Here is a 20,624-nt window from a genome sequence, read left to right on the forward strand (position 1 = left end):
CCCCGCAACCCCCGGTCGTGAGGACACCCCCCTCCGTATACTCGGGACTGCTCGCCAGAGCGCCCGGTACGCACCCGAGCCCGCCCGACCGATCGGTCGTGTCGAGGCCCAGAGGGTCGTCGCCGGGGCATCGTGCCGAAGTCGTCGCGCGGCGTGCTCCACCATGCGAGAGGACGGACGGTCTGCGTCTGCCCCACGTCTCGAGAAGGGTCAGTACCAAGTGTCAGAACTGCAATGGGAATCCATCGACGAGAAGGCAGTCGACACGGCGAGGGTCCTCGCCGCGGATGCCGTGGAGAAGGTCGGCAACGGCCATCCCGGAACCGCCATGAGCCTCGCTCCGGCCGCGTACCTCCTCTTCCAGAAGGTCATGCGCCGCGACCCGTCCGACAGCACCTGGATCGGCCGCGACCGCTTCATCCTGTCGGTCGGACACTCGTCGCTGACCCAGTACGTCCAGTTCTACCTGGGCGGCTACGGTCTCGAGCTCGACGACCTCAAGGCGCTGCGCACCTGGGGATCGAAGACCCCCGGCCACCCCGAGTACGGCCACACCGACGGCGTCGAGATCACCACCGGGCCGCTGGGCCAGGGCCTCGCCTCGGCCGTCGGCTTCGCCTACGCCTCGCGCTTCGAGCGCGATCTGTTCGACCCCGAGGCCGCCGCGGGCACCTCGCCGTTCGACCACTTCGTCTACGTCATCGCCGGCGACGGCGACCTGCAGGAGGGCGTCACCAGCGAGGCCTCCTCGCTGGCCGGCCACCAGCAGCTCGGCAACCTCGTCGTGATCTACGACTCCAACCAGATCTCGATCGAGGACGACACCAACATCGCCTTCACCGAGGACGTCAAGGCGCGCTACGAGGCGTACGACTGGCACGTCCAGGTCGTCGACTGGAAGAAGACCGGCGAGTACCACGAGGACGTCGCCGAGCTCCACGCCGCGATCGAGGCCGCGAAGGGCGAGACCGACAAGCCGTCGCTCATCATCCTGCGCACGATCATCGGCTGGCCCTCGCCGAAGAAGCAGAACACCGGCAAGATCCACGGCTCCGCCCTCGGCGCCGACGAGCTCCGCGGCCTCAAGGAGGTGCTCGGCTTCGACCCCGAGAAGACCTTCGACGTGGCCGACGAGGTCATCGAGCACACCCGAAAGGCCGTCGAGCGGGGTCAGGCGCAGCACGCCGAGTGGACCGAGCAGTTCGACGCGTGGGCCACGGCCAACCCCGAGAAGAAGGTCCTGCTCGACCGCGTGCTCAGCGGCGACCTCCCCGAGGGCGTCGAGGACGCGCTGCCCGTGTTCGAGCCCGGCAAGGAGGTCTCGACCCGCGCCGCGTCGGGCAAGGTCATCAACGCCCTCGCCGGCGTCGTCCCCGAGCTGTGGGGCGGGTCCGCCGACCTCGCGGAATCGAACAACACCACCATCGAGGGAGCGGGCTCCTTCGTGCCGTCCGAGTTCTCGACGCACGAGTGGACCGGCAAGAAGGGCGGCCGCGTGCTGCACTTCGGCATCCGCGAGCACGCCATGGGCTCGATCCTCAACGGCATCGTGCTGCACGGCAACACGCGCCCCTTCGGCGGCACCTTCCTGATCTTCTCCGACTACATGCGTCCGGCGGTCCGTCTCGCCGCGCTCATGAAGGCGCCGGCGATCTACGTCTGGACCCACGACTCCGTGGCTCTGGGCGAGGACGGCCCGACGCACCAGCCGGTCGAGCAGCTGGCCTCGCTCCGCGCGATCCCGGGACTGGACATCGTCCGCCCCGGTGACGCCAACGAGGTGGCCTACGCCTGGAAGACGATCCTCGAGCGCCGCGAGGGCCCCGCGGGCCTCGCTCTGACCCGTCAGAACATCCCGGTGTTCGAGCGCGGCGAGGGCGAGGCCGAGGGCGAGACCTTCGCCCACGCCTCGAACGTCGCCAAGGGTGCCTACGTGCTCGCCGAGGCGCCCGGCGGCACGCCGGACGTCATCCTCATCGCGACCGGCTCCGAGCTCCAGATCGCCGTCGAGACGCGCGAGAAGCTGAAGGCCGACGGCGTCAACGCCCGCGTCGTCTCGGCTCCGTCGCTCGAGTGGTTCGAGGAGCAGGACGCCGAGTACCGCGAGAAGGTCCTCCCCGCATCGGTGAAGGCCCGCGTCTCCATCGAGGCCGGCCTGAGCCTGGGCTGGCAGAAGTACGTCGGCGACGCCGGCCGCTCGGTCTCGATCGAGCACTTCGGCGCCTCGGCCGACTACAAGACCCTGTTCCGCGAGTTCGGGATCACCACGGAGGCGGCCCTCGCCGCCGCCAAGGAGTCGCTCGCAGCCTCCTGAGCCGAAGGCCGCGTCCCCACGGACGCGGCCTTCGCCGTCGGGGCTCCGGCTCCTCCCCCGCATCACCTCCGAACGAAGAAGAGAAGAAGAGACATGACCGAGAACACCCCCACCGCAGACCTCTCCGCCGCCGGCGTCAGCATCTGGCTCGACGACCTCTCCCGCACCCGGATCTCCTCCGGCGGGCTCCAGAAGCTCATCGACGAGAAGAACGTCGTCGGAGTGACGACGAACCCCACGATCTTCGCCGCCGCCCTCGCGAACGGCGAGTCCTACGACGCGCAGGTGCGCGAGCTGGCCGCCTCCGGCACCTCCGTGACCGACGCCGTCTTCGAGATCACCACCGACGACGTGGCCGCCGCGTCCGACGTCTTCCGCCCGATCTACGACGCGTCCAACGGCTACGACGGCCGCGTCTCGATCGAGGTCGAGCCGGGCCTCGCCCACGACGCCCAGGGCACCATCGAGCAGGCCAAGGCCCTCTGGGCCAAGGTCGACCGCCCGAACGCGATGATCAAGATCCCCGCGACGGTCGAGGGCCTCGAGGCGATCACCGAGGTCATCGGCTCCGGCATCTCCGTGAACGTCACCCTGATCTTCTCCCTCGCCCGCTACCGCGCGGTCATCAACGCGTACCTCGCCGGCCTCGAGAAGGCCAAGGACGCCGGCATCGACCTGTCGACGATCCACTCCGTCGCCTCGTTCTTCGTGTCGCGCGTCGACACCGAGATCGACAAGCGCCTCGACGCGGTCGGCACCGACGAGGCGAAGGCCCTCAAGAGCAAGTCGGGCGTCGCGAACGCCCAGCTCGCCTACGAGGTCTTCGTCGAGGCCTTCGCCACGGAGCGCGCGCTCCTGCTCCAGGAGTCCGGCGCGAACCGCCAGCGGCCGCTGTGGGCCTCGACCGGCGTGAAGTCGACCGAGCTCCCCGACACCCTCTACGTGACCGAGCTCGTCGCGGCCGGGGTCGTCAACACGATGCCCGAGAAGACCCTCGAGGCGACCTTCGACCACGGCGTGATCACCGGAGACACCGTCACCGGCTCCTACGCCGACGCGAACGCCGTCCTCGACGCCGTCGCCGCCCAGGGCGTCTCCTACGCCGAGGTCACGGAGCTGCTCGAGAAGGAGGGCGTCGAGAAGTTCATCGTGTCCTGGAACGAGCTGCTCGACACCGTCACCACCGCCCTCGAGGGCGCGAAGGCGCAGGCCTGATCATGTCGATCCAGATCCACGTCAGCGGAGACGCCGAGAAGGCCGTCGACCGCGTCGTGCCCGACCTCGTCGCCGACGAGGTCGCCTCGGGCATCACCGCACAGGTCCCCACGTTCTGGGGAGCAGCCGCGGAGGAGGAGTCGGCCAAGCGCCTCGGCTGGACCGAGTCGACCACCGTGTCCCGTCCGCTGGTTCCCGAGATCCTCGCGCTGCGCGAGGAGCTCTCGGCGAAGGGCATCGACCACATCGTCCTGGGCGGCATGGGCGGCTCGTCCCTCGCCCCCGAGGTGATCACGCGGACGGCCGGCGTCGAGCTGACCGTCCTCGACTCGACCGCCCCCGGTCAGGTGCTCGCGGCGCTGAACGACCGCCTCGCCTCGACCGCCGTCGTGATCTCGTCGAAGTCCGGCTCGACCGTCGAGACCGCGAGCCAGAAGAAGGCCTACGAGAAGGCGTTCACCGAGGCGGGCATCGACCCGCTCGAGCGCATCGTGATCGTGACCGACCCCGGTTCGCCGCTGGACCGGTCGTCCCGCGAGGCGGGCTACCGGGTCTTCAACGCCGACCCGAACATCGGCGGGCGCTTCTCAGCGCTCTCCGCGTTCGGACTCGTCCCGTCCGGCCTCGCCGGCGCCGACATCGAGGCCCTCCTCGACGAGGCGGCGGAGGCGTCGCTCGGCCTCGCGGTCGACTCCCCGGAGAACCCCGGACTCGTGCTCGGCGCGGCGATCGCGGCGACCAGCCCGCGTCGCGACAAGCTCGCGATCGTCGCCGACGGGACCCACATCGTGGGCTTCGCCGACTGGGCGGAGCAGCTCATCGCCGAGTCGACCGGCAAGGACGGCACGGGCATCCTCCCCGTCGTCCTCGGGACCCTCGCCCCCGAGCTCTCGGAGGACCTCGCCGACGTGCAGGTCGTCCGGCTGGTCGACGACGCCTCCGCGCTGCACCTGTTCCCGCGCGACCGCCACGAGGGCGAGATCCTGCTCTCCGGCTCGCTCGGCGCGCAGATGCTGACGTGGGAGTACGCGGTCGCCGTGGCGGGGCGCCTGCTCGGCATCAACCCGTTCGACCAGCCCGACGTCGAGTCGGCGAAGATCGCGACCCGGGCACTGCTCGAGAAGCGCCCCGAGCCCGAGGCCCCGGCGTTCACCGACTCCGGCATCGAGGTCACGGGCAGCCCCGTCGTCACCGAGGGCGTCTCCACCGTCGCCGAGGCCGTCGACCGTCTCCTCGCCCAGCTGGGCGAGGGCGGCTACGTCGCGATCCAGGCCTACGTCGACCGCCTCGCCCTCCCGCAGCTGGAGGGCGTCCGCGACCTCCTCGCCGCGCAGGCGCAGCGTCCCGTCACCTTCGGCTGGGGACCCCGGTTCCTGCACTCGACCGGTCAGTACCACAAGGGCGGCGCCCCGACCGGCGTCTTCCTGCAGATCACCGAGCGCGCGAGCACGGATCTCGCGATCCCGGACAGCCCGTTCACGTTCGGCCAGCTGATCCTCGCTCAGGCGGCAGGCGACGCGAGCGTGCTCGCCGAGCACGGCCGTCCGGTGCTGACGCTCACGCTGACGGATCCGGACGCCGACCTCGTGGCGCTCTTCGAGGCGCTCAACACCTGATCCACCGCGCGCGCCGCTCCGTCCCCGCAGGGGGCGGGGCGGGCGCGCGTGATCGCACCCCACCCACCTCGTCACCGAGAGCAGTGCGCCGGAGCATCCGGCACACAGAAGGACACTGCACATGTCTGTGGACATCACCCCCGAGTTCAACCCCCTGCGGTTGAGCTTCGACCGGCGGTTGAACCGGATCGCGGGCCCCAGCGGCCTCGTGATCTTCGGCGTCACCGGCGATCTCTCGCGCAAGAAGCTGATGCCGGCGGTCTACGACCTCGCCAACCGCGGCCTCCTGCCCCCCGGATTCGCGCTCGTCGGCTTCGCCCGTCGCGACTGGGACGACCAGGACTTCGAGCAGGTCGTGCACGACTCCGTCAAGAAGTACGCGCGCACCGAGTTCCACGAGGACGTCTGGGCCCAGCTGGCTCAGGGCATCCGCTTCGTGCAGGGCGAGTTCGACGACCCCGAGGCGTTCACCCGCCTCAAGACCGTTGTCGACGAGCTCGACCGCGAACGCGGCACGATGGGCAACTTCGCGTTCTACCTCTCGATCCCGCCGAAGTCCTTCCCGCAGGTCACCGAGCAGCTGCGCAGCTCGGGCCTGGCGGAGCAGAAGGAGGGCCAGTGGCGCCGCGTCGTCATCGAGAAGCCCTTCGGCAGCGACCTCACCACCGCCCGTGAGCTGAACGCCGTCGTCGAGTCGGTCTTCCCGCCCGACTCGGTCTTCCGCATCGACCACTACCTCGGCAAGGAGACCGTCCAGAACATCCTGGCTCTCCGCTTCGCCAACATGATGTACGAGCCCCTCTGGAACTCGAACTACGTCGACCACGTGCAGATCACCATGGCCGAGGACATCGGAGTGGGCGGCCGTGCCGGCTACTACGACGGCATCGGCGCCGCGCGCGACGTGATCCAGAACCACCTCCTCCAGCTCCTCGCCCTCACGGCGATGGAGGAGCCGATCTCGTTCGACGCCGCCGATCTGCGCGCAGAGAAGGAGAAGGTCCTCGCGGCGGTCCGTCTGCCGAAGGACCTGTCCACCGCCACCGCTCGCGGCCAGTACGCCGGCGGCTGGCAGGGCGGTGAGAAGGTGCTCGGCTTCCTCGAGGAGGACGGCATGAGCCCGACCTCGACGACCGAGACCTTCGCCGCGATGCGCCTGGACATCGGCACCCGCCGCTGGGCCGGCGTCCCGTTCTACCTCCGCGCCGGCAAGCGCCTCGGCCGCCGAGTCACGGAGATCGCGGTCGTCTTCAAGCGCGCGCCCCAGCAGCTGTTCGCCGAGAGCCAGACCACCTCGCTCGGTCAGAACGCGCTCGTCATCCGCGTTCAGCCCGACGAGGGCGTCACGATGCGCTTCGGCTCCAAGGTGCCCGGCGCCGGGATGCAGGTGCGCGACGTCACGATGGACTTCGGCTACGGCCACGCCTTCACCGAGGCGAGCCCGGAGGCCTACGAGCGTCTGATCCTCGACGTCCTCCTGGGCGAGCCGCCGCTCTTCCCCCGCCACGAGGAGGTCGAGCTCTCGTGGAAGATCCTCGACCCGATCGAGGAGTTCTGGGAGACCCAGGGCCAGCCCGAGCAGTACCGCCCCGGAACCTGGGGCCCCGAATCCGCCGACGAGCTCCTCGCTCGCGACGGCCGTACCTGGAGGCGTCCATGATCGTCGATCTGCCCGACACCACGACCAGCGAGGTCTCCAAGACCCTCGTCAAGATCCGCGAGGAGGGCGGCGCCGTCGCCCTCGGCCGCGTGCTCACCCTCATCATCGCGACCTCCCGCGGGCACGAGGAGGAGGCGATCGACGCGGCGAACGACGCGTCGCGCGAGCACCCCATGCGCGTCATCGTCGTCTCGAAAGACGACGGCCTGACGACCGTCCCCGTCAACGCCGCACCTCGGGTCGATGCGCAGATCAGGGTCGGCGGCGACGCCGGCGCGAGCGAGGTCGTCGTGCTCCGTCCGTTCGGGGACGCCGCGAACGACGAGGAGAGCCTCGTGACGGGTCTCCTGCTCCCGGACGCGCCCGTGGTCGCCTGGTGGCCGAACAGCGCGCCCGAGAGCGCGTCGAAGTCGCCCATCGGCCGCATCGCCCAGCGGCGCATCACCGACGCCTCGGCGCAGTCGAACCCGGCGGAGGCGCTGCACCACCTCGCCTCCACCTACGCCCCCGGGGACACCGACTTCGCCTGGACGCGGCTGACCCTCTGGCGCGCTCAGCTCGCCGCGGTCCTCGACCAGCCGCCGTACGAGCCGATCACGGCCGTCGAGGTCTCGGGTGCTCCCGACTCGCCGTCCACGATCCTGCTCGCCGCCTGGCTGCAGCTCGAGCTCGACATCCCGGTCGACCACGAGCTGACCATCAGCGCGACCGGGACGAGCGGCATCCACGGAGTCAAGCTGATCCGCGCATCGGGGACCATCGAGCTCGAGCGCTCGATCCCCAACGTGGCGACGCTGACCCAGCCGGAGCAGCCCGTCCACGACATCTCGCTCCCCCGCCGCAGCCTCCGCGACTGCCTGGCCGAGGAGCTGCGCAGGCTCGACCCGGATGACCTGTACGGTGAAGTCATCTCGCGCGGCGTCGACATGCTCTCCGAGCAGACCGGTGCCCGCAGCGCTTCCTGACACGGAGCCGACCACCCGCCGATCGGCAGACGCAACCGAAGGAGACCCCTCATGACCACCGAACGTCGAGTGCTCGTCCACCGCGACAAGCAGACCCTCGCCGGGTCGGTCGCCGCCCGCTTCATCACGAAGACGATCGACATCCTCGATGATCTCGGGACGGCGAACGTGATCCTGACCGGCGGCACGATGGGGGCGGCGACGCTCGCCGAGATCGGCTCCTCGTCGGCCTCGGGGAACGTGGACTGGTCGCGGGTGCACTTCTGGTGGGGGGACGAGCGCTGGGTCCCGCGCGGTCACGAGGACCGGAACGACGTGCAGGCGGGCGACCTGTTCACCCGCCTCGACGTCCCCGCGGGGAACGTGCACTCGTTCCCCGCGTCGGACGACGGGATCGACCTCGACGCGGCTGCGACCCTGTACGACGCCGAGCTCCGTGCGCACGCGACGGAGGGTCGCGACTACCCGCGCTTCGACATCACGTTCCTCGGAGTGGGTCCCGACGGTCACATCGCGTCGCTCTTCCCCGAGCGCTCGGCGATCCGCTCCACCGAGGCCGGCGTGCTCCCGGTGCGCAACTCCCCCAAGCCGCCCCCGGAGCGCCTCACCCTGACCCTCCCGCTGATCAACCAGTCGGACCGGATCTGGATGGTGCTCGCGGGCGCGGACAAGGCGTCTGCTCTCGGACTCGCGCTCGCGGGCGCGAACACGAACGAGGTGCCGGTCGCCGGAGCGTTCGGCCGCAAGCGCACGGTGTTCTTCGTCGACCAGGAGGCCGCGGCCGAGGTCCCGGAGTCGCTGATCGCTCCCAGCTACTGAGCTCGGCCCGGTGCACCCGGGTCCACGACGACGAAAGGCCCGATCCTCTGCGGATCGGGCCTTTCATCGTTCCTGACGGAGCAGGATCAGGAGGGGGTCGCGGTGCCGCGACGGGCACGCAGCTGCTGCAGCGCCTCCTCGAGGAGCTGGGCCGCCTCCGCCTCGGTGCGGCGCTCCTTCACGTACGCGAGGTGCGTCTTGTAGGGCTCGGTCTTCGCGACCTGCGGGGGGTTGTCTCGATCGCGACCCGCGGGAAGACCCGACTGCGGGGAGTCGATGACCTCGGGGATCTCGTCCTCGGGGAGGGCCGCCGAGAAGTGGCGCACCGTCTCGTTGCCGAGGGCGTCCCAGTAGGACACCGCCACGCGCTCCGCGTGGAAGCCCCGGTCCTGCTCGCCCATGGGTCCCGCGCCGACGCGCGAACCGCGGATTGCACTGCCGCCTGATGCCATTCCGTGTACCCCTATGCTCCGGTGTCGAACTTGGTGATGAGACCGAGCACCACGATGCACGCCAGCCAGACGAGGCCGAGGATCACGGTGATGCGGTTCAGGTTGCGCTCTGCGACGCCCGAGGCGCCGAGGTTGGAGGTGACTCCACCGCCGAACATGTCGGACAGTCCGCCGCCGCGCCCCTTGTGGAGCAGGATCAGCATGGTGAGCAGGAGGCTCGTGATGCCCAGGACGACCTGGAGCACGACCTGGAGGATGTCCACGCGGTACCTTTCGAAGTTCCGGCGCATTGCGCGCCCCGTCGAGTATAACGGCGCCTGCGAATCTCCGCGGAATGCGTCCACCCGTGTTCCCTCCGCTGTATACGGCTGGGAGGCGCGACTGCTGGAGTGCGCGGAGGGATGACTACTGAATCGGGTCGGAGGGGATGGCCTCATCGCGGTGCCTTCCCGCGCCCTTCGGGCGCCCGCCGGACCCGAGCCGGTCACCGCGACGAGACCACCCCCTCCGCCCGCGTACCGCGAGTCCCCCCATCAGCAGTTGCGGCGAAGGATCTGGAGACGAAGGTCGAGAGGAGGGGCCCCTTCCGGAGGGCCGATCGAACAACGGCTCTCGCGTAGCGAGGCCAACCGGCGATTCGCGTGCCAGCGAATCGTCGTGGCCGGACGCAGGACGCTCTGCAGAACGCACCCACCTCGAACAGCCGACTGCGCCACGCCGCGCAGGGAGCGGCGTGGAAACAAGCACAGCCGACCGCGCCACGCTGCGCAAGGAGCGGCGTGGACGACGAGAAGGGGGCGGGCCCATCGGGCCCGCCCCTTCTCGTCGCAGAAGCTCAGACTCCGACGTGGTTCCGGAACCTTGCGATCGCGGCGAACTCGTCGACCTGGAGGCTCGCGCCTCCGACGAGGGCGCCGTCGACGTCGGGCTCGCGCATGAAGCCGGCGATGTTGCCCGACTTCACCGAGCCGCCGTAGAGGATCCGGGTCTTCGCCGCGGTGTCGGCTCCGAGGATCTCGGAGACGACGCCGCGCAGCGCCTTGCAGACCTGCTGAGCCTGCTCGGGCGTCGCGGCCTGGCCGGAGCCGATGGCCCAGACGGGCTCGTACGCCACGACCAGGTCGGCGTCGGCCGGGAGACCGGTGAGGGCCTCCTTCAGCTGCGCGACCGGGACCGCGGACGGCCCGTGCTTCTCGAGGTCCTCGGCGGTCTCTCCGACGCAGACGATCGGCGGGACGCCGTGCTTGACGGCCGCCGCCGTCTTCGCAGCGATGTCCGCGTCCGTCTCGCCGTGGAGCGTGCGGCGCTCCGAGTGGCCGACGATCACGTAGTCGCAGTCGAGCTGCTTCAGGAACTGCCCCGAGATCTCGCCGGTGTAGGCCCCGCTGTCGAACTTCGACAGATCCTGCGCGCCGTACTTGAGCGGCAGCTTGTCGGAGTCGACGAGGATCTGCACCGGACGCAGGTCGGTGAAGGGCGGGAACACCGCGACCTCGACGCCGTCGAAGTCGTGATCCGCGTCCTTGAGGCTCCACGCGAGCTTCTGGACGAACGCGATGGCCTGGAGGTGGTCCAGGTTCATCTTCCAGTTGCCGGCGATGAGCGGGGTGCGGGTGTCTACTGCCATCCGAGGACCTCCAGTCCGGGGAGGCGCTTGCCCTCGAGGAATTCGAGGCTGGCTCCGCCTCCCGTCGAGATGTGACCGAACTGCCCGTCCTCGAAGCCGAGGGCGCGCACTGCGGCGGCCGAGTCACCGCCGCCGACGACGCTGAGTCCGTCGACCTCGGTGAGGGCCTGGGCGACGGCCTTCGTGCCGGCCGCGAACGGCTCGATCTCGAAGACGCCCATGGGGCCGTTCCAGAACACCGTCTTGGACGCCGCCACGATCTCGGCGAACCGCTTCGCGGTGTCCGGGCCGATGTCGAGGCCGAGACCGGAGGAACCCCACGGGGTGCCCTCGATCGCGTCCGCTGCAGCGGTCTCGTACTCCGCGTCGGCACCGAACTTCGACGCCACGACGACGTCGGTCGGCAGCACGATCTCGACGCCCAGCTCCTGGGCCTTCGAGAGGTAGCCGAGCACGGTGTCGATCTGGTCGGCTTCGAGCAGGCTGGATCCGACCTCGTGGCCCTGGGCCTTGAGGAAGGTGAACAGCATGCCGCCGCCGATGAGGATCGAGTCGACCCGTGGGAGCAGGTGATCGATGACGCCGAGCTTGTCCGACACCTTCGAGCCGCCGAGCACGACCGTGTAGGGGCGCTCGGGCTTCTCGGTGAGCCGGTCGAGCACCTCGAGCTCGGCTGCGATGAGCGTGCCTGCAGCGCTCGGGAGCAGCTGAGCGAGTTCGTACACGCTGGCCTGCTTGCGGTGGACGACGCCGAATCCGTCCGAGACGAAGGCGTCGCCGAAGGCGGCCAGCTCCTCGGCGAAGGCGCGGCGCTCGGCCTCGTCCTTGCTCGTCTCCCCCGCGTTGAAGCGGAGGTTCTCGAGCACAACGACCTCGCCCGCGGCGAGACCCTCGACGGCCGCGGACGCGGACTCGCCGACGGTGTCCTCGGCAAACGAGACCGGGGCGTCGAGCAGCTCGCCGAGCCGCTTCGCGACCGGAGCCAGGCTGTACTTCGGGTTCGGCTCCCCGTCGGGGCGCCCGAGGTGGCTCACGACCACGACTCGGGCACCCTCGGAGACGAGCCGCTGGAGGGTGGGCACCGACGCGCGCACGCGGCCGTCGTCCGTGATCGTTCCGTCCTTCAGGGGGACGTTCAGATCGCAGCGGACGACGACGCGCTTGCCTGCGAGGGAGCCCAGCGAGTCCAGGGTGCGGAACGTCACTGGTTCGGGGCCTTAGAGCTTGCCGGCGACGAACTCGGTGACGTCGACGAGGCGGTTGGAGTAGCCCCACTCGTTGTCGTACCAGGAGGCGACCTTGACCTGGCTGCCGATGACCTTCGTCAGGCCCGCGTCGAAGATCGAGGAGTGCGGGTCGGTCACGATGTCGCTCGAGACGATCGGGTCCTCGGTGTACTTGAGGATGCCCTTGAGGTCGCCCTCGGCGGCGGCCTTGTAGGCCGCGTTGATCTCCTCGACCGTGGCGGGCTTCGAGAGCTCGACGGTGAGGTCGGTGATCGAGCCGGTCGGGACCGGGACGCGCAGGGCGTAGCCGTCGAGCTTGCCGACGAGCTCGGGGATGACGAGGCCGAGGGCCTTGGCGGCGCCGGTCGACGTCGGGATGATGTTGACCGCGGCGGCGCGCGCACGGCGGAGGTCGCTGTGCGGGCCGTCCTGCAGGTTCTGGTCGGCGGTGTACGCGTGGACCGTCGTCATGAGACCGCGCTCGATGCCGAAGTTGTCGAGCAGCACCTTGGCGAGCGGCGCGAGGCAGTTCGTGGTGCACGACGCGTTCGAGATGATGTCGTGGGTGGCGGGGTCGTAGGTGCCCTCGTTCACGCCCAGGACCAGGGTCGCGACGTCGCTGCCGGTGGCGGGAGCGGAGACGATGACCTTCTTGGCGCCGGCGGTGATGTGCTTGCGCGCGTCCTCCGACTTGGTGAAGCGGCCGGTCGACTCGATGACGACGTCGACTCCCAGCTCGCCCCAGGGGAGGTTGGCGGGGTCGCGCTCCTCGAGCACGATGATGGGCTTGCCGTTGACGACGATCTTGTCGCCGTCGAGCTCCACCGTGGCGTCCAGACGGCCGGTGATGGAGTCGTACTTCAGGAGGTGCGCGAGCGCCTTGTTGTCGGTGAGGTCGTTGACCGCGACGATCTCGAGGTCGCTGCCCTTGGCGAGGGCCGCACGGAAGAAGTTACGGCCGATACGGCCGAAGCCGTTGATGCCGATCTTTACGGACACAGATTTCTCCTGGTGAGGAAGGGCACCCGGACGGTGCAGTGGAGGGTGGTGACGCAGTGAGGGCGTCCCGGGCCGGGCCCGGGACGCCGACATCGCTACGACAGTAGCAGCAGGCCCGAAGTCTTCTCGCGGGCCTTCTCGAAGCGCGCGGAGACGTCCGCCCAGTTCACGATGTTCCAGAACGCCTTCACGTAGTCGGCCTTCACATTGACGTAGTCGAGGTAGAAGGCGTGCTCCCACATGTCGAGCAGGAGCACCGGCACGGTCGCGGCGGCCAGGTTGCCCTGGTGGTCGTAGAGCTGCTCGATGATGAGCTTCTCGCCGAGGCTGTCCCAGGCGAGGATCGACCAGCCGGAGCCCTGGATGCCGAGGGCGGACGCGGTGAAGTGGGCGCGGAACTTGTCGAACGAGCCGAAGGAGTCGTCGATCGCCGCGGCGAGCTCGCCGACGGGCTTGTCGCCTCCGTCGGGCGAGAGGTTGTTCCAGAAGACCGTGTGGTTCACGTGACCGGCGAGGTTGAACGCGAGGTCCTTCTGCAGCTTGTTCACGTTCGCGAGGTTGTCGCTGTCGCGAGCGTCCTGGAGCGCGGCGAGGGCGGTGTTGGCGCCCGTCACGTAGGTGGCGTGGTGCTTGTCGTGGTGGAGCTCCATGATCCGCCCACTGATGTTCGGCTCGAGAGCCGAGTAGTCGTAGGGCAGTTCGGCGAGCGTGTAGTCAGCCATTCGCAATCTCCTGTTCGTGATCGTCGATCTCGAGGGGTCGACCGGCCTCGATCCGCCTCCCCGCGAAGGGGAGAACGGGCGCCGGAGGCGACCTGAGCGACGTCCCCAGTCTAGTGAGGAGGCCCCTTCGCACTCGGAGTCCCTCCGCCGTTCAACCAGCAGACACTCAGCGTTCGCACGACCGGGAGGACCGCGGATCCGCGGGTCAGAGGTCCTGGAGCTCCGGCGGGAGGTTGGCGTCGGTGCCCGGGATGTCGAGCTCGGAGGCGCGCTTGTCGGCCATCGCGAGCAGACGGCGGATGCGTCCCGCCACGGCGTCCTTCGTCATCGGCGGGTCGGCGTGGTGTCCCAGCTCGTCCAGGCTCGCGTCGCGGTGCGACAGGCGCAGCCGACCCGCGTAGCGCAGGTGCTCGGGGATGTCGTCGCCGAGGATCTCCATCGCGCGCTCGACCCGGGCGCAGGCGGCGACGGCGGCCTGAGCGGAGCGGCGGAGGTTCGCGTCGTCGAAGTTGACGAGGCGGTTCGCCGTCGCCCGGACCTCGCGGCGCTGGCGCAGCTCCTCCCAGCTCGCGACGGTCGCCGTCGCGCCCATGAGCGTGAGCATGGCGCTGATGCTCTCGCCGTCGCGGACGACGACCCTGTGGACGCCGCGCACCTCGCGCGACTTGGCCTGCACCCCGAGGCGGCCCGCCGCTCCGACGATCGCCATCGCCGCCTCGTTCCCGGGGCAGATGATCTCGAGCGCCGCCGAGCGGCCGGGGTCGGTCAGCGAACCCTGCGCCAGGAAGGCCCCGCGCCAGACGGCCGCCAGCTCCTCTCGGGAGCCGGTGGTCAGGCGGTTGGGCAGGCCGCGGACGGGACGGCCGCGCTGGTCGAGGAGGCCGGTCTGGCGCGCGAGGGTGTCGCCGCCCTCGACCACGCGGACGAGCCAGCTGGTCGTGCGGCGGGAGCCGCCCGCCGAGACGATGCTCCCCTCGCTGCGGACGCCGTAGAGCTCGGCGAGGTCGCGGCGGACCCGGGTCGCGAGCGGAGCCGAGTCGAGCTCGACCTCCACGGCGAGCCGGTTCGAGATGATGTGCAGTCCGCCGGAGAAGCGGAGGACGGTCGCCAGTTCAGCGGCGCGGACGGTGTTCTTGCGCGAGACGATCGCGACCAGTTCGCCCTTGACGTCTGCGGTGAGGGCCACGGAGTCTTCCTTACGTCGGGTGCGCGGCGGAGCGCGCGGGGATCATTCTCGGCCGAGGTCGCGGTGCGCCACGTTGACGGCGACTCCCGGGAGCTCGGCCAGCCGGGCCGCGATGCGGCCGGCGACGGCGACCGAGCGGTGCTTCCCTCCCGTGCATCCGACGGCGATGGTCGCGTGGCGCTTGTTCTCGCGCTGGTAGCCGTCGAGCACCGGGCGGAGTGCTCGCGAGTAGGAGTCGATGAACTCCTCCGCACCCTGCTGGGCCAGCACGTATTCTCTCACCTCTTCGTCGAGGCCGGTGTGCGGGCGGAGCTCGGGGATCCAGTAGGGATTGGGGAGGAAGCGCGCGTCGGCGACCATGTCGGCATCGGTCGGCAGGCCGTACTTGAAGCCGAAGCTCATGACGGTGACCTGCAGCCCCGCGCGACCCGCCTCCGCGAAGCGCTCGGTGATCGAGGTCGCCAGCTGGTGGATGTTGAGGTCCGAGGTGTCGATGACGATGTCGGCCGATTCACGCAGCTGAGCGAGGCGGGTCCGCTCGGCCGTGATGCCGTCGAGGAGGGTCCCGCGACCCTGGAGGGGGTGGGGGCGCCGCACCTGCTCGAACCGGCGCACGAGGGCTGCGTCGGTGGCCTCGAGGAAGACGACCCGGAGGTCGACCCCCGCGCGCAGCTCGCGGACGATCTCGCCGAGGTCGGCGAAGAAGTCGCGACCGCGGACGTCCACGACGGCGGCGATCTTGGGCAGGGTGTCCCCCGCGCGCTGCGCCAGATCGACGAGCGGCCGCAGCATCTGCGGCGGGAGATTGTCGACGACGTACCAGCCCAGGTCCTCCAGGGCGTTCGCGGCGGTCGACCGGCCTGCGCCGGACATCCCCGTGACGATCAGCACGTCCTGCTGCTCGCTCTCCGTGCTCATGCGGTCTCCGTGCTCGTGTGTGGAATCTCGGGCCCTCGATCGGGGCGCGCCCTGGTCTCCAGCCTAGGGCGTGCCTCCTGCGAGGCCGCCCGTCAGGGGTGCAGGTGAGTGTGGATCGCCGCCGCCAGAGTCGGGCCGATGCCCTTCACCTCGGCGATCTCGGCGTCGCTCGCCTCACGCAGCCGCGCGACCGAGCCGAAGTGCTTCAGCAGGTCGCGGACGCGGGTGCCGCCGAGGCCGGGGACCTCGCTCAGCTGGGAGGAGATGTCGCGCTTGCGGCGCTGCCGCTGGTGCGTGATGGCGAACCTGTGCGCCTCGTCGCGGATCCTCTGGAAGAGGAACAGCGCATCGCTGTTGCGCGGCAGGATCACCGGGAAGTCCGAGTCGGGCAGCCAGATCTCCTCGAGCCGCTTCGCGATGCCGCAGAGCGTGATGCCGGTGACTCCGGATTCGTCGAGCGCCCGCTGCGCCGCGGCGACCTGCGGCTGGCCGCCGTCGACGATCAGGAGGTTCGGCGGGTAGGAGAACTTGCGGCGCTTGGCCTCCCCCGTCTCAGGATCGATCGCCGCGGCCTCCACCGGCTCCTTCAGATAGGCGAGCCGGCGGGTCAGCACCTGGTGCAGCGACTCGGTGTCGTCGGTGGAGTCGGCGATGGAGAAACGGCGGTACTGGTCCTTGCGCGCCAGGCCGTCCTCGAAGACGACCATCGACGCGACGATGTTCGTGCCGCTGAGGTGGGAGACGTCGTAGCACTCCATCCGCAGCGGCGCCTCCTCCATGCCGAGCGCGTCGCGGATGTCCTCCAGGGCCTGCGTGCGCGCGGTGAAGTCGGCGGAGCGGCGGGTCTTGTAGAGCATGAGCGAGTGGCCGGCGTTCTGGGTGGCGGTCTCGAGCAACGCGGCCTTGTCTCCGCGCTGGGCTGCGCGCAGGCGCACGTTCGCGCCGCGCAGCCCGCTCAGCCACTCCTCGAGCGCCTCCGAGTCCTCGGGCAGCTCGGGCACGACGACCTCCCGCGGTGGGATGTCGCCCGTCTCGTACGCCGCCTGGAGCGCCGTGTCGACGAGCTCCGCGGTCGTCATGTCGAGCTCCTTGTCGACGACCCAGCCGCGCTCGCCGCGGATGCGGCCTCCGCGGACTCGGAACTGCTGCACCGAGGCGGCGAGCTCGTCGTGGACGATCGCGTAGAGGTCGACGTCGACGTTGTCCTTGAGGACGACCGCGCTCTTCGCGAGCACGGCGTCCAGTGCAGACGCCTGGTCGCGGAGCTTCGCCGCACGCTCGTACTGGAAGTCGGCGGCCGCCTCGCGCATCTCCTTCTCGAGCTCGCCGATCATCCGGCGGTCGTGGCTGCCCATGAACGCCACGAAGCGGTCGACCATCGCGCGGTGCTCGGCGAACGTGACCCGGTGCGAGCAGGGTCCGCCGCAGCGCCCGATCTGCGAGGCGAAGCAGGGCTTGCCGCTCTGCATCGCGCGCTTGTAGTTCGAGTCGTTGCAGGTCCTGATCGGGAAGGCCTTGATCATCAGATCGATGGTCTCGTGGATCGCCCAGATCTTGGGGTACGGGCCGAAGTAGCGCGCCCCGCGGATCTTGGAGTTGCGGGTCACCATCACCCGCGGCGCCTCGTCGCCCAGGGTCACCGCCATGTACGGGTACGACTTGTCGTCCCGGAACTTGACGTTGAAGGGCGGGTCGAACTCGTTGATCCAGGTGAACTCGAGCTGCAGGGCCTCGACGTCGGTGCCGACGACGGTCCACTCGACCCCGGACGCCGAGAGCACCATCCGCCGGGTGCGCTCGTGCAGGCTCGGCAGGGGGGCGAAGTAGTTGCTCAGCCGGGCTCGGAGGTTCTTGGCCTTGCCCACGTAGAGGACCCGGCCCCGGGCGTCCTTGAAGCGGTAGACGCCCGGGAGGGTCGGGATCTCGCCGGCCTTGGGCCGGTAGTCGACGGTCTGCGTCATGCCTCGGTCTGTCCGTCCGCGCCGGTCACTCGAGGATCTCGGCGAGGAACGAGCCGGTGTGGCTCTCGGGCACCTTCGCGACCTTCTCGGGGGTGCCGATCGCGACGACCTGGCCGCCGCCGGCACCGCCCTCGGGTCCCATGTCGATCAGCCAGTCGGCCGACTTGATGACGTCGAGGTTGTGCTCGATGGTGATGACCGTGTTGCCCTTGTCGACCAGGCCGTTGAGCACGAGCAGGAGCTTGCGGACGTCCTCGAAGTGCAGACCGGTGGTCGGCTCGTCGAGCACGTAGACGCTCCGCCCGTTGGAGCGGCGCTGCAGCTCGGTGGCGAGCTTGACGCGCTGCGCCTCCCCGCCCGAGAGCGTGGTGGCGCTCTGCCCGAGCCGGACGTAGCCGAGGCCGACGTCGACGAGGGTCTTCAGGAAGCGGTGGATCGCCGTGATCGGCTCGAAGAACTCGGCCGCCTCGGCGATCGGCATGTCGAGGACCTCGGCGATGCTCTTGCCCTTGTAGTGCACCGTGAGGGTGTCGCGGTTGTACCGCGCTCCCCCGCACACCTCGCAGGAGACGTAGACGTCGGGCAGGAAGTTCATCTCGATCTTGATCGTGCCGTCTCCCGAGCACGCCTCGCAGCGGCCGCCCTTAACGTTGAAGCTGAACCGGCCCGGCAGGTATCCGCGGGCCTTCGCCTCGGTCGTCTCGGCGAAGAGGTTGCGGATGCGGTCGAAGACGCCCGTGTAGGTCGCCGGGTTGGAGCGCGGGGTGCGGCCGATCGGGTTCTGGTCGACGTGCACCACCTTGTCGAGGTTCTCGAGACCGGTGACGCGGGTGTGCTTGCCCGGAACCTTGCGGGCGCCGTTGAGCTGGTTGGCGAGCACCCGGTAGAGGATGTCGTTCACGAGCGTGCTCTTGCCGGAGCCCGAGACTCCCGTGACCGCGACGAACGCGCCGAGGGGGAACTCGACGTCGACCTTCTGCAGATTGTTCGCCGACGCCCCGACCACCTTGATGACGCGCTTGCGGTCGATCTTCCGGCGCTTCTCCGGCACCTCGATCGACTTGCGTCCGGAGACGTAGTCGCCCGTGAGGGAGTGCGTGTTCTGGAGCAGCTCGGCGTAGGAGCCCGAGTGCACGACCTTGCCGCCGTTGACGCCCGCGCCCGGTCCGATGTCGACGATCCAATCGGCGGTGCGGATGGTGTCCTCGTCGTGCTCGACGACGATGAGCGTGTTGCCCAGGTCGCGCAGCTTGATGAGGGTGTCGATGAGGCGGCGGTTGTCGCGCTGGTGCAGGCCGATGCTCGGCTCGTCGAGCACGTAGAGCACGCCGGTCAGGCCGGACCCGATCTGCGTGGCCAGGCGGATGCGCTGCGCCTCACCGCCCGAGAGCGATCCCGCGGCCCGCGAGAGGTTGAGGTAGTTGAGACCGACCTCGATCAGGAAGTCGAGGCGGGCCTTGATCTCGCGGAGCACCTGTGCGGCGATGTGCGCCTCGCGGTCGGTCAGCTCGAGCCGGCCCATGAACTCCTGGGCGTCGCCGAGGCTCAGGTCGGCGACATCGGCGATGCTCGCTCCGTGCACGAGGACCGCGAGGACCTCGGGCTTCAGGCGCGTGCCCTTGCAGACCGGGCACGCGACCTCGCGGAGGAACTCGGCCCAGCGCGAGCGCTGGACGTCGGTCTCGGCCTGCACGTACTGCCGCTCGATGTAGGGCACCACGCCCTCGAAGCCCGACGTGTAGCTCATCTCACGGCCGTAGCGGTTCTTCCACTTGACCTTGACCTCGAAGTTGTCGCCGTGCAGGACGGCCTGCTGCACCTCGGAGCTCAGTCGCTTCCACGGGGTGGACAGCGAGAACCCGAGATCGCGCGAGAGGCCGTCGAGCAGCTTCTCGTAGTACTGGAAGAGGCCCTTGCCCTGCGTGGTCCAGGGGATGATGACGCCCTCGGCGATGCTGAGGTCGGGGTCGCCGAGCAGGAGCTCGTCGTCGACGGACATGCGGGTGCCGAGGCCGGAGCACTCGGGGCAGGCGCCGAAGGGCGCGTTGAACGAGAAGGTGCGCGGCTCGATCTCGGTGAGAGAGATCGGGTGGTTGTTGGGGCAGGACAGCTTCTCGGAGTAGGTGGTCCACGCGCCGTCGCCCTCGCCGTCGACGAAGTTGATCTGCACGATGCCGTCGGTGAGGCGCAGCGCGGTCTCGAGCGAGTCGGTGAGGCGCCCGAGGATGTCGGGGCCGGCGACGAGGCGGTCGACCACGACCGAGATGTCGTGCTTGAACTGCTTCTTGAGCGTCGGCGGATCACTGAGCTGGATCAGCTTGCCGTCGACCATGGCGCGCGAGTAGCCGCCCGCGGTGAGCTCCTTGAAGAGGTCGACGAACTCGCCCTTCTTCTGCGAGACGACGGGACTCAGGATCTGGTACCGCGTGCCCTCGTCGAGCTCCATGAGCTGATCGGCGATCTGCTGGACGGTCTGCGCCGAGATCTTCTCGCCGCAGACGGGGCAGTGCGGAACTCCGATGCGCGCCCAGAGCAAGCGCATGTAGTCGAAGATCTCGGTGATCGTGCCGACCGTCGAGCGCGGGTTGCGGTTCGTCGACTTCTGGTCGATCGACACCGCCGGGCTGAGGCCCTCGATGAAGTCGACGTCCGGTCGGTCGACCTGACCCAGGAACTGACGCGCGTACGCGGAGAGCGACTCGACGTAGCGGCGCTGCCCCTCCGCGAAGATCGTGTCGAACGCGAGCGAGGACTTGCCGGACCCGGACAGGCCCGTGAAGACCACCATCGAATCGCGCGGGATCTCGAGGTCGACGTCCTGCAGGTTGTGCACCCGGGCGCCGCTGACCACCAGCTTCGAGACGGAGTCGTCCAGCTGGGAGACGAACCGATGGGGGTGGTGGGAGTGCTCGGAGGGAGCGGGAGCAGGGTCTTTGACAGCGTT

General features: G+C 69.6%; 16 protein-coding genes. 6 read left to right on the forward strand and 10 right to left on the reverse strand.

Annotated features, from left to right (window positions below; genetic code table 11):
• Positions 1–220: 220 nt before the first annotated feature.
• The 6 genes from tkt to pgl all read left to right on the forward strand — a co-directional run bounded on the left by tkt (position 221) and on the right by pgl (position 8,589).
• Positions 221–2,314: a transketolase gene (gene tkt / locus AC0CID_RS04230; RefSeq protein WP_207402612.1), complete on the forward strand. Its 2,094-nt coding sequence runs from the start codon at positions 221–223 to the stop codon at positions 2,312–2,314.
• A gap of 93 nt (positions 2,315–2,407) precedes the next feature.
• The gene (tal, locus tag AC0CID_RS04235) at positions 2,408–3,529 is read left to right on the forward strand and encodes a transaldolase (RefSeq protein WP_207402613.1); all 1,122 of its coding nucleotides are present in this window, start codon (positions 2,408–2,410) and stop codon (positions 3,527–3,529) included.
• 2 nt (positions 3,530–3,531) lie between these two features.
• A complete protein-coding gene (locus AC0CID_RS04240; RefSeq protein WP_207402614.1) occupies positions 3,532–5,145 on the forward strand; it encodes a glucose-6-phosphate isomerase in 1,614 nt (537 codons plus the stop codon).
• A gap of 121 nt (positions 5,146–5,266) precedes the next feature.
• The gene (zwf, locus tag AC0CID_RS04245) at positions 5,267–6,805 is read left to right on the forward strand and encodes a glucose-6-phosphate dehydrogenase (protein ID WP_207402615.1); all 1,539 of its coding nucleotides are present in this window, start codon (positions 5,267–5,269) and stop codon (positions 6,803–6,805) included.
• On the forward strand, positions 6,802–7,770 hold the full coding sequence (locus AC0CID_RS04250) for a glucose-6-phosphate dehydrogenase assembly protein OpcA (RefSeq protein WP_465225884.1): 969 nt from the start codon (positions 6,802–6,804) through the stop codon (positions 7,768–7,770). Before zwf ends, AC0CID_RS04250 begins: the two co-directional genes overlap by 4 nt.
• 51 nt (positions 7,771–7,821) lie before the next feature.
• Positions 7,822–8,589 (forward strand): 6-phosphogluconolactonase, encoded by a 768-nt coding sequence (gene pgl / locus AC0CID_RS04255; RefSeq protein ID WP_465225885.1) that lies wholly within the window; start codon positions 7,822–7,824, stop codon positions 8,587–8,589.
• 86 nt (positions 8,590–8,675) lie between these two features.
• On the opposite strand, the gene AC0CID_RS04260 is transcribed toward pgl, so the two are convergent.
• The 10 genes from AC0CID_RS04260 to uvrA all read right to left on the reverse strand — a co-directional run bounded on the left by AC0CID_RS04260 (position 8,676) and on the right by uvrA (position 20,555).
• Positions 8,676–9,041 carry an RNA polymerase-binding protein RbpA gene (locus AC0CID_RS04260; protein ID WP_207402618.1) on the reverse strand — a complete coding sequence of 122 codons (366 nt, stop codon included), beginning with the start codon at positions 9,039–9,041 and terminating at the stop codon, positions 8,676–8,678.
• Between the two features lie 11 nt (positions 9,042–9,052).
• Complete coding sequence (gene secG, locus AC0CID_RS04265; protein WP_123733087.1) at positions 9,053–9,304, reverse strand: preprotein translocase subunit SecG; 252 nt, start codon at positions 9,302–9,304, stop codon at positions 9,053–9,055.
• 572 nt (positions 9,305–9,876) lie between these two features.
• Positions 9,877–10,668: a triose-phosphate isomerase gene (gene tpiA / locus AC0CID_RS04270; protein WP_465225886.1), complete on the reverse strand. Its 792-nt coding sequence runs from the start codon at positions 10,666–10,668 to the stop codon at positions 9,877–9,879.
• Entirely contained in the window at positions 10,659–11,873 is a 1,215-nt protein-coding gene (locus AC0CID_RS04275) for a phosphoglycerate kinase (RefSeq protein WP_465225887.1), read from the reverse strand. The genes tpiA and AC0CID_RS04275 overlap by 10 nt, the downstream gene beginning before the upstream one ends.
• A gap of 12 nt (positions 11,874–11,885) precedes the next feature.
• A complete protein-coding gene (gap, locus tag AC0CID_RS04280) occupies positions 11,886–12,893 on the reverse strand; it encodes a type I glyceraldehyde-3-phosphate dehydrogenase (RefSeq protein ID WP_107575247.1) in 1,008 nt (335 codons plus the stop codon).
• A 95-nt stretch (positions 12,894–12,988) separates the two neighbouring features.
• On the reverse strand, positions 12,989–13,615 hold the full coding sequence (locus AC0CID_RS04285) for a superoxide dismutase (RefSeq protein ID WP_077223065.1): 627 nt from the start codon (positions 13,613–13,615) through the stop codon (positions 12,989–12,991).
• Positions 13,616–13,820: 205 nt separating this feature from the next.
• Positions 13,821–14,801, reverse strand: coding sequence for a DNA-binding protein WhiA (whiA, locus tag AC0CID_RS04290; protein ID WP_207402622.1), 981 nt, complete (start codon positions 14,799–14,801; stop codon positions 13,821–13,823).
• 42 nt (positions 14,802–14,843) lie between these two features.
• Positions 14,844–15,719 carry an RNase adapter RapZ gene (gene rapZ, locus AC0CID_RS04295; RefSeq protein WP_207402623.1) on the reverse strand — a complete coding sequence of 292 codons (876 nt, stop codon included), beginning with the start codon at positions 15,717–15,719 and terminating at the stop codon, positions 14,844–14,846.
• A gap of 92 nt (positions 15,720–15,811) precedes the next feature.
• The gene (uvrC, locus tag AC0CID_RS04300; RefSeq protein ID WP_465225888.1) at positions 15,812–17,680 is read right to left on the reverse strand and encodes an excinuclease ABC subunit UvrC; all 1,869 of its coding nucleotides are present in this window, start codon (positions 17,678–17,680) and stop codon (positions 15,812–15,814) included.
• A gap of 25 nt (positions 17,681–17,705) precedes the next feature.
• Positions 17,706–20,555, reverse strand: a complete 2,850-nt coding sequence (uvrA, locus tag AC0CID_RS04305) for an excinuclease ABC subunit UvrA (RefSeq protein ID WP_465228045.1) — start codon at positions 20,553–20,555, stop codon at positions 17,706–17,708.
• Between the last annotated feature and the right edge of the window lie 69 nt (positions 20,556–20,624).

It is taken from the genome of Rathayibacter sp. AC451 (assembly GCF_979253095.1).

Coding starts and splice junctions, on each gene's coding strand:
- AC0CID_RS04260 (WP_207402618.1), bottom strand. CDS start 9,041: ATGGCATCAGGCGGCAGTGCAATCCGCGGTTCGCGCGTCGGCGCGGGA.
- AC0CID_RS04285 (WP_077223065.1), bottom strand. CDS start 13,615: ATGGCTGACTACACGCTCGCCGAACTGCCCTACGACTACTCGGCTCTC.
- pgl (WP_465225885.1), top strand. CDS start 7,822: ATGACCACCGAACGTCGAGTGCTCGTCCACCGCGACAAGCAGACCCTC.
- zwf (WP_207402615.1), top strand. CDS start 5,267: ATGTCTGTGGACATCACCCCCGAGTTCAACCCCCTGCGGTTGAGCTTC.
- tpiA (WP_465225886.1), bottom strand. CDS start 10,668: ATGGCAGTAGACACCCGCACCCCGCTCATCGCCGGCAACTGGAAGATG.
- tal (WP_207402613.1), top strand. CDS start 2,408: ATGACCGAGAACACCCCCACCGCAGACCTCTCCGCCGCCGGCGTCAGC.
- AC0CID_RS04240 (WP_207402614.1), top strand. CDS start 3,532: ATGTCGATCCAGATCCACGTCAGCGGAGACGCCGAGAAGGCCGTCGAC.
- AC0CID_RS04250 (WP_465225884.1), top strand. CDS start 6,802: ATGATCGTCGATCTGCCCGACACCACGACCAGCGAGGTCTCCAAGACC.
- rapZ (WP_207402623.1), bottom strand. CDS start 15,719: ATGAGCACGGAGAGCGAGCAGCAGGACGTGCTGATCGTCACGGGGATG.
- uvrC (WP_465225888.1), bottom strand. CDS start 17,680: ATGACGCAGACCGTCGACTACCGGCCCAAGGCCGGCGAGATCCCGACC.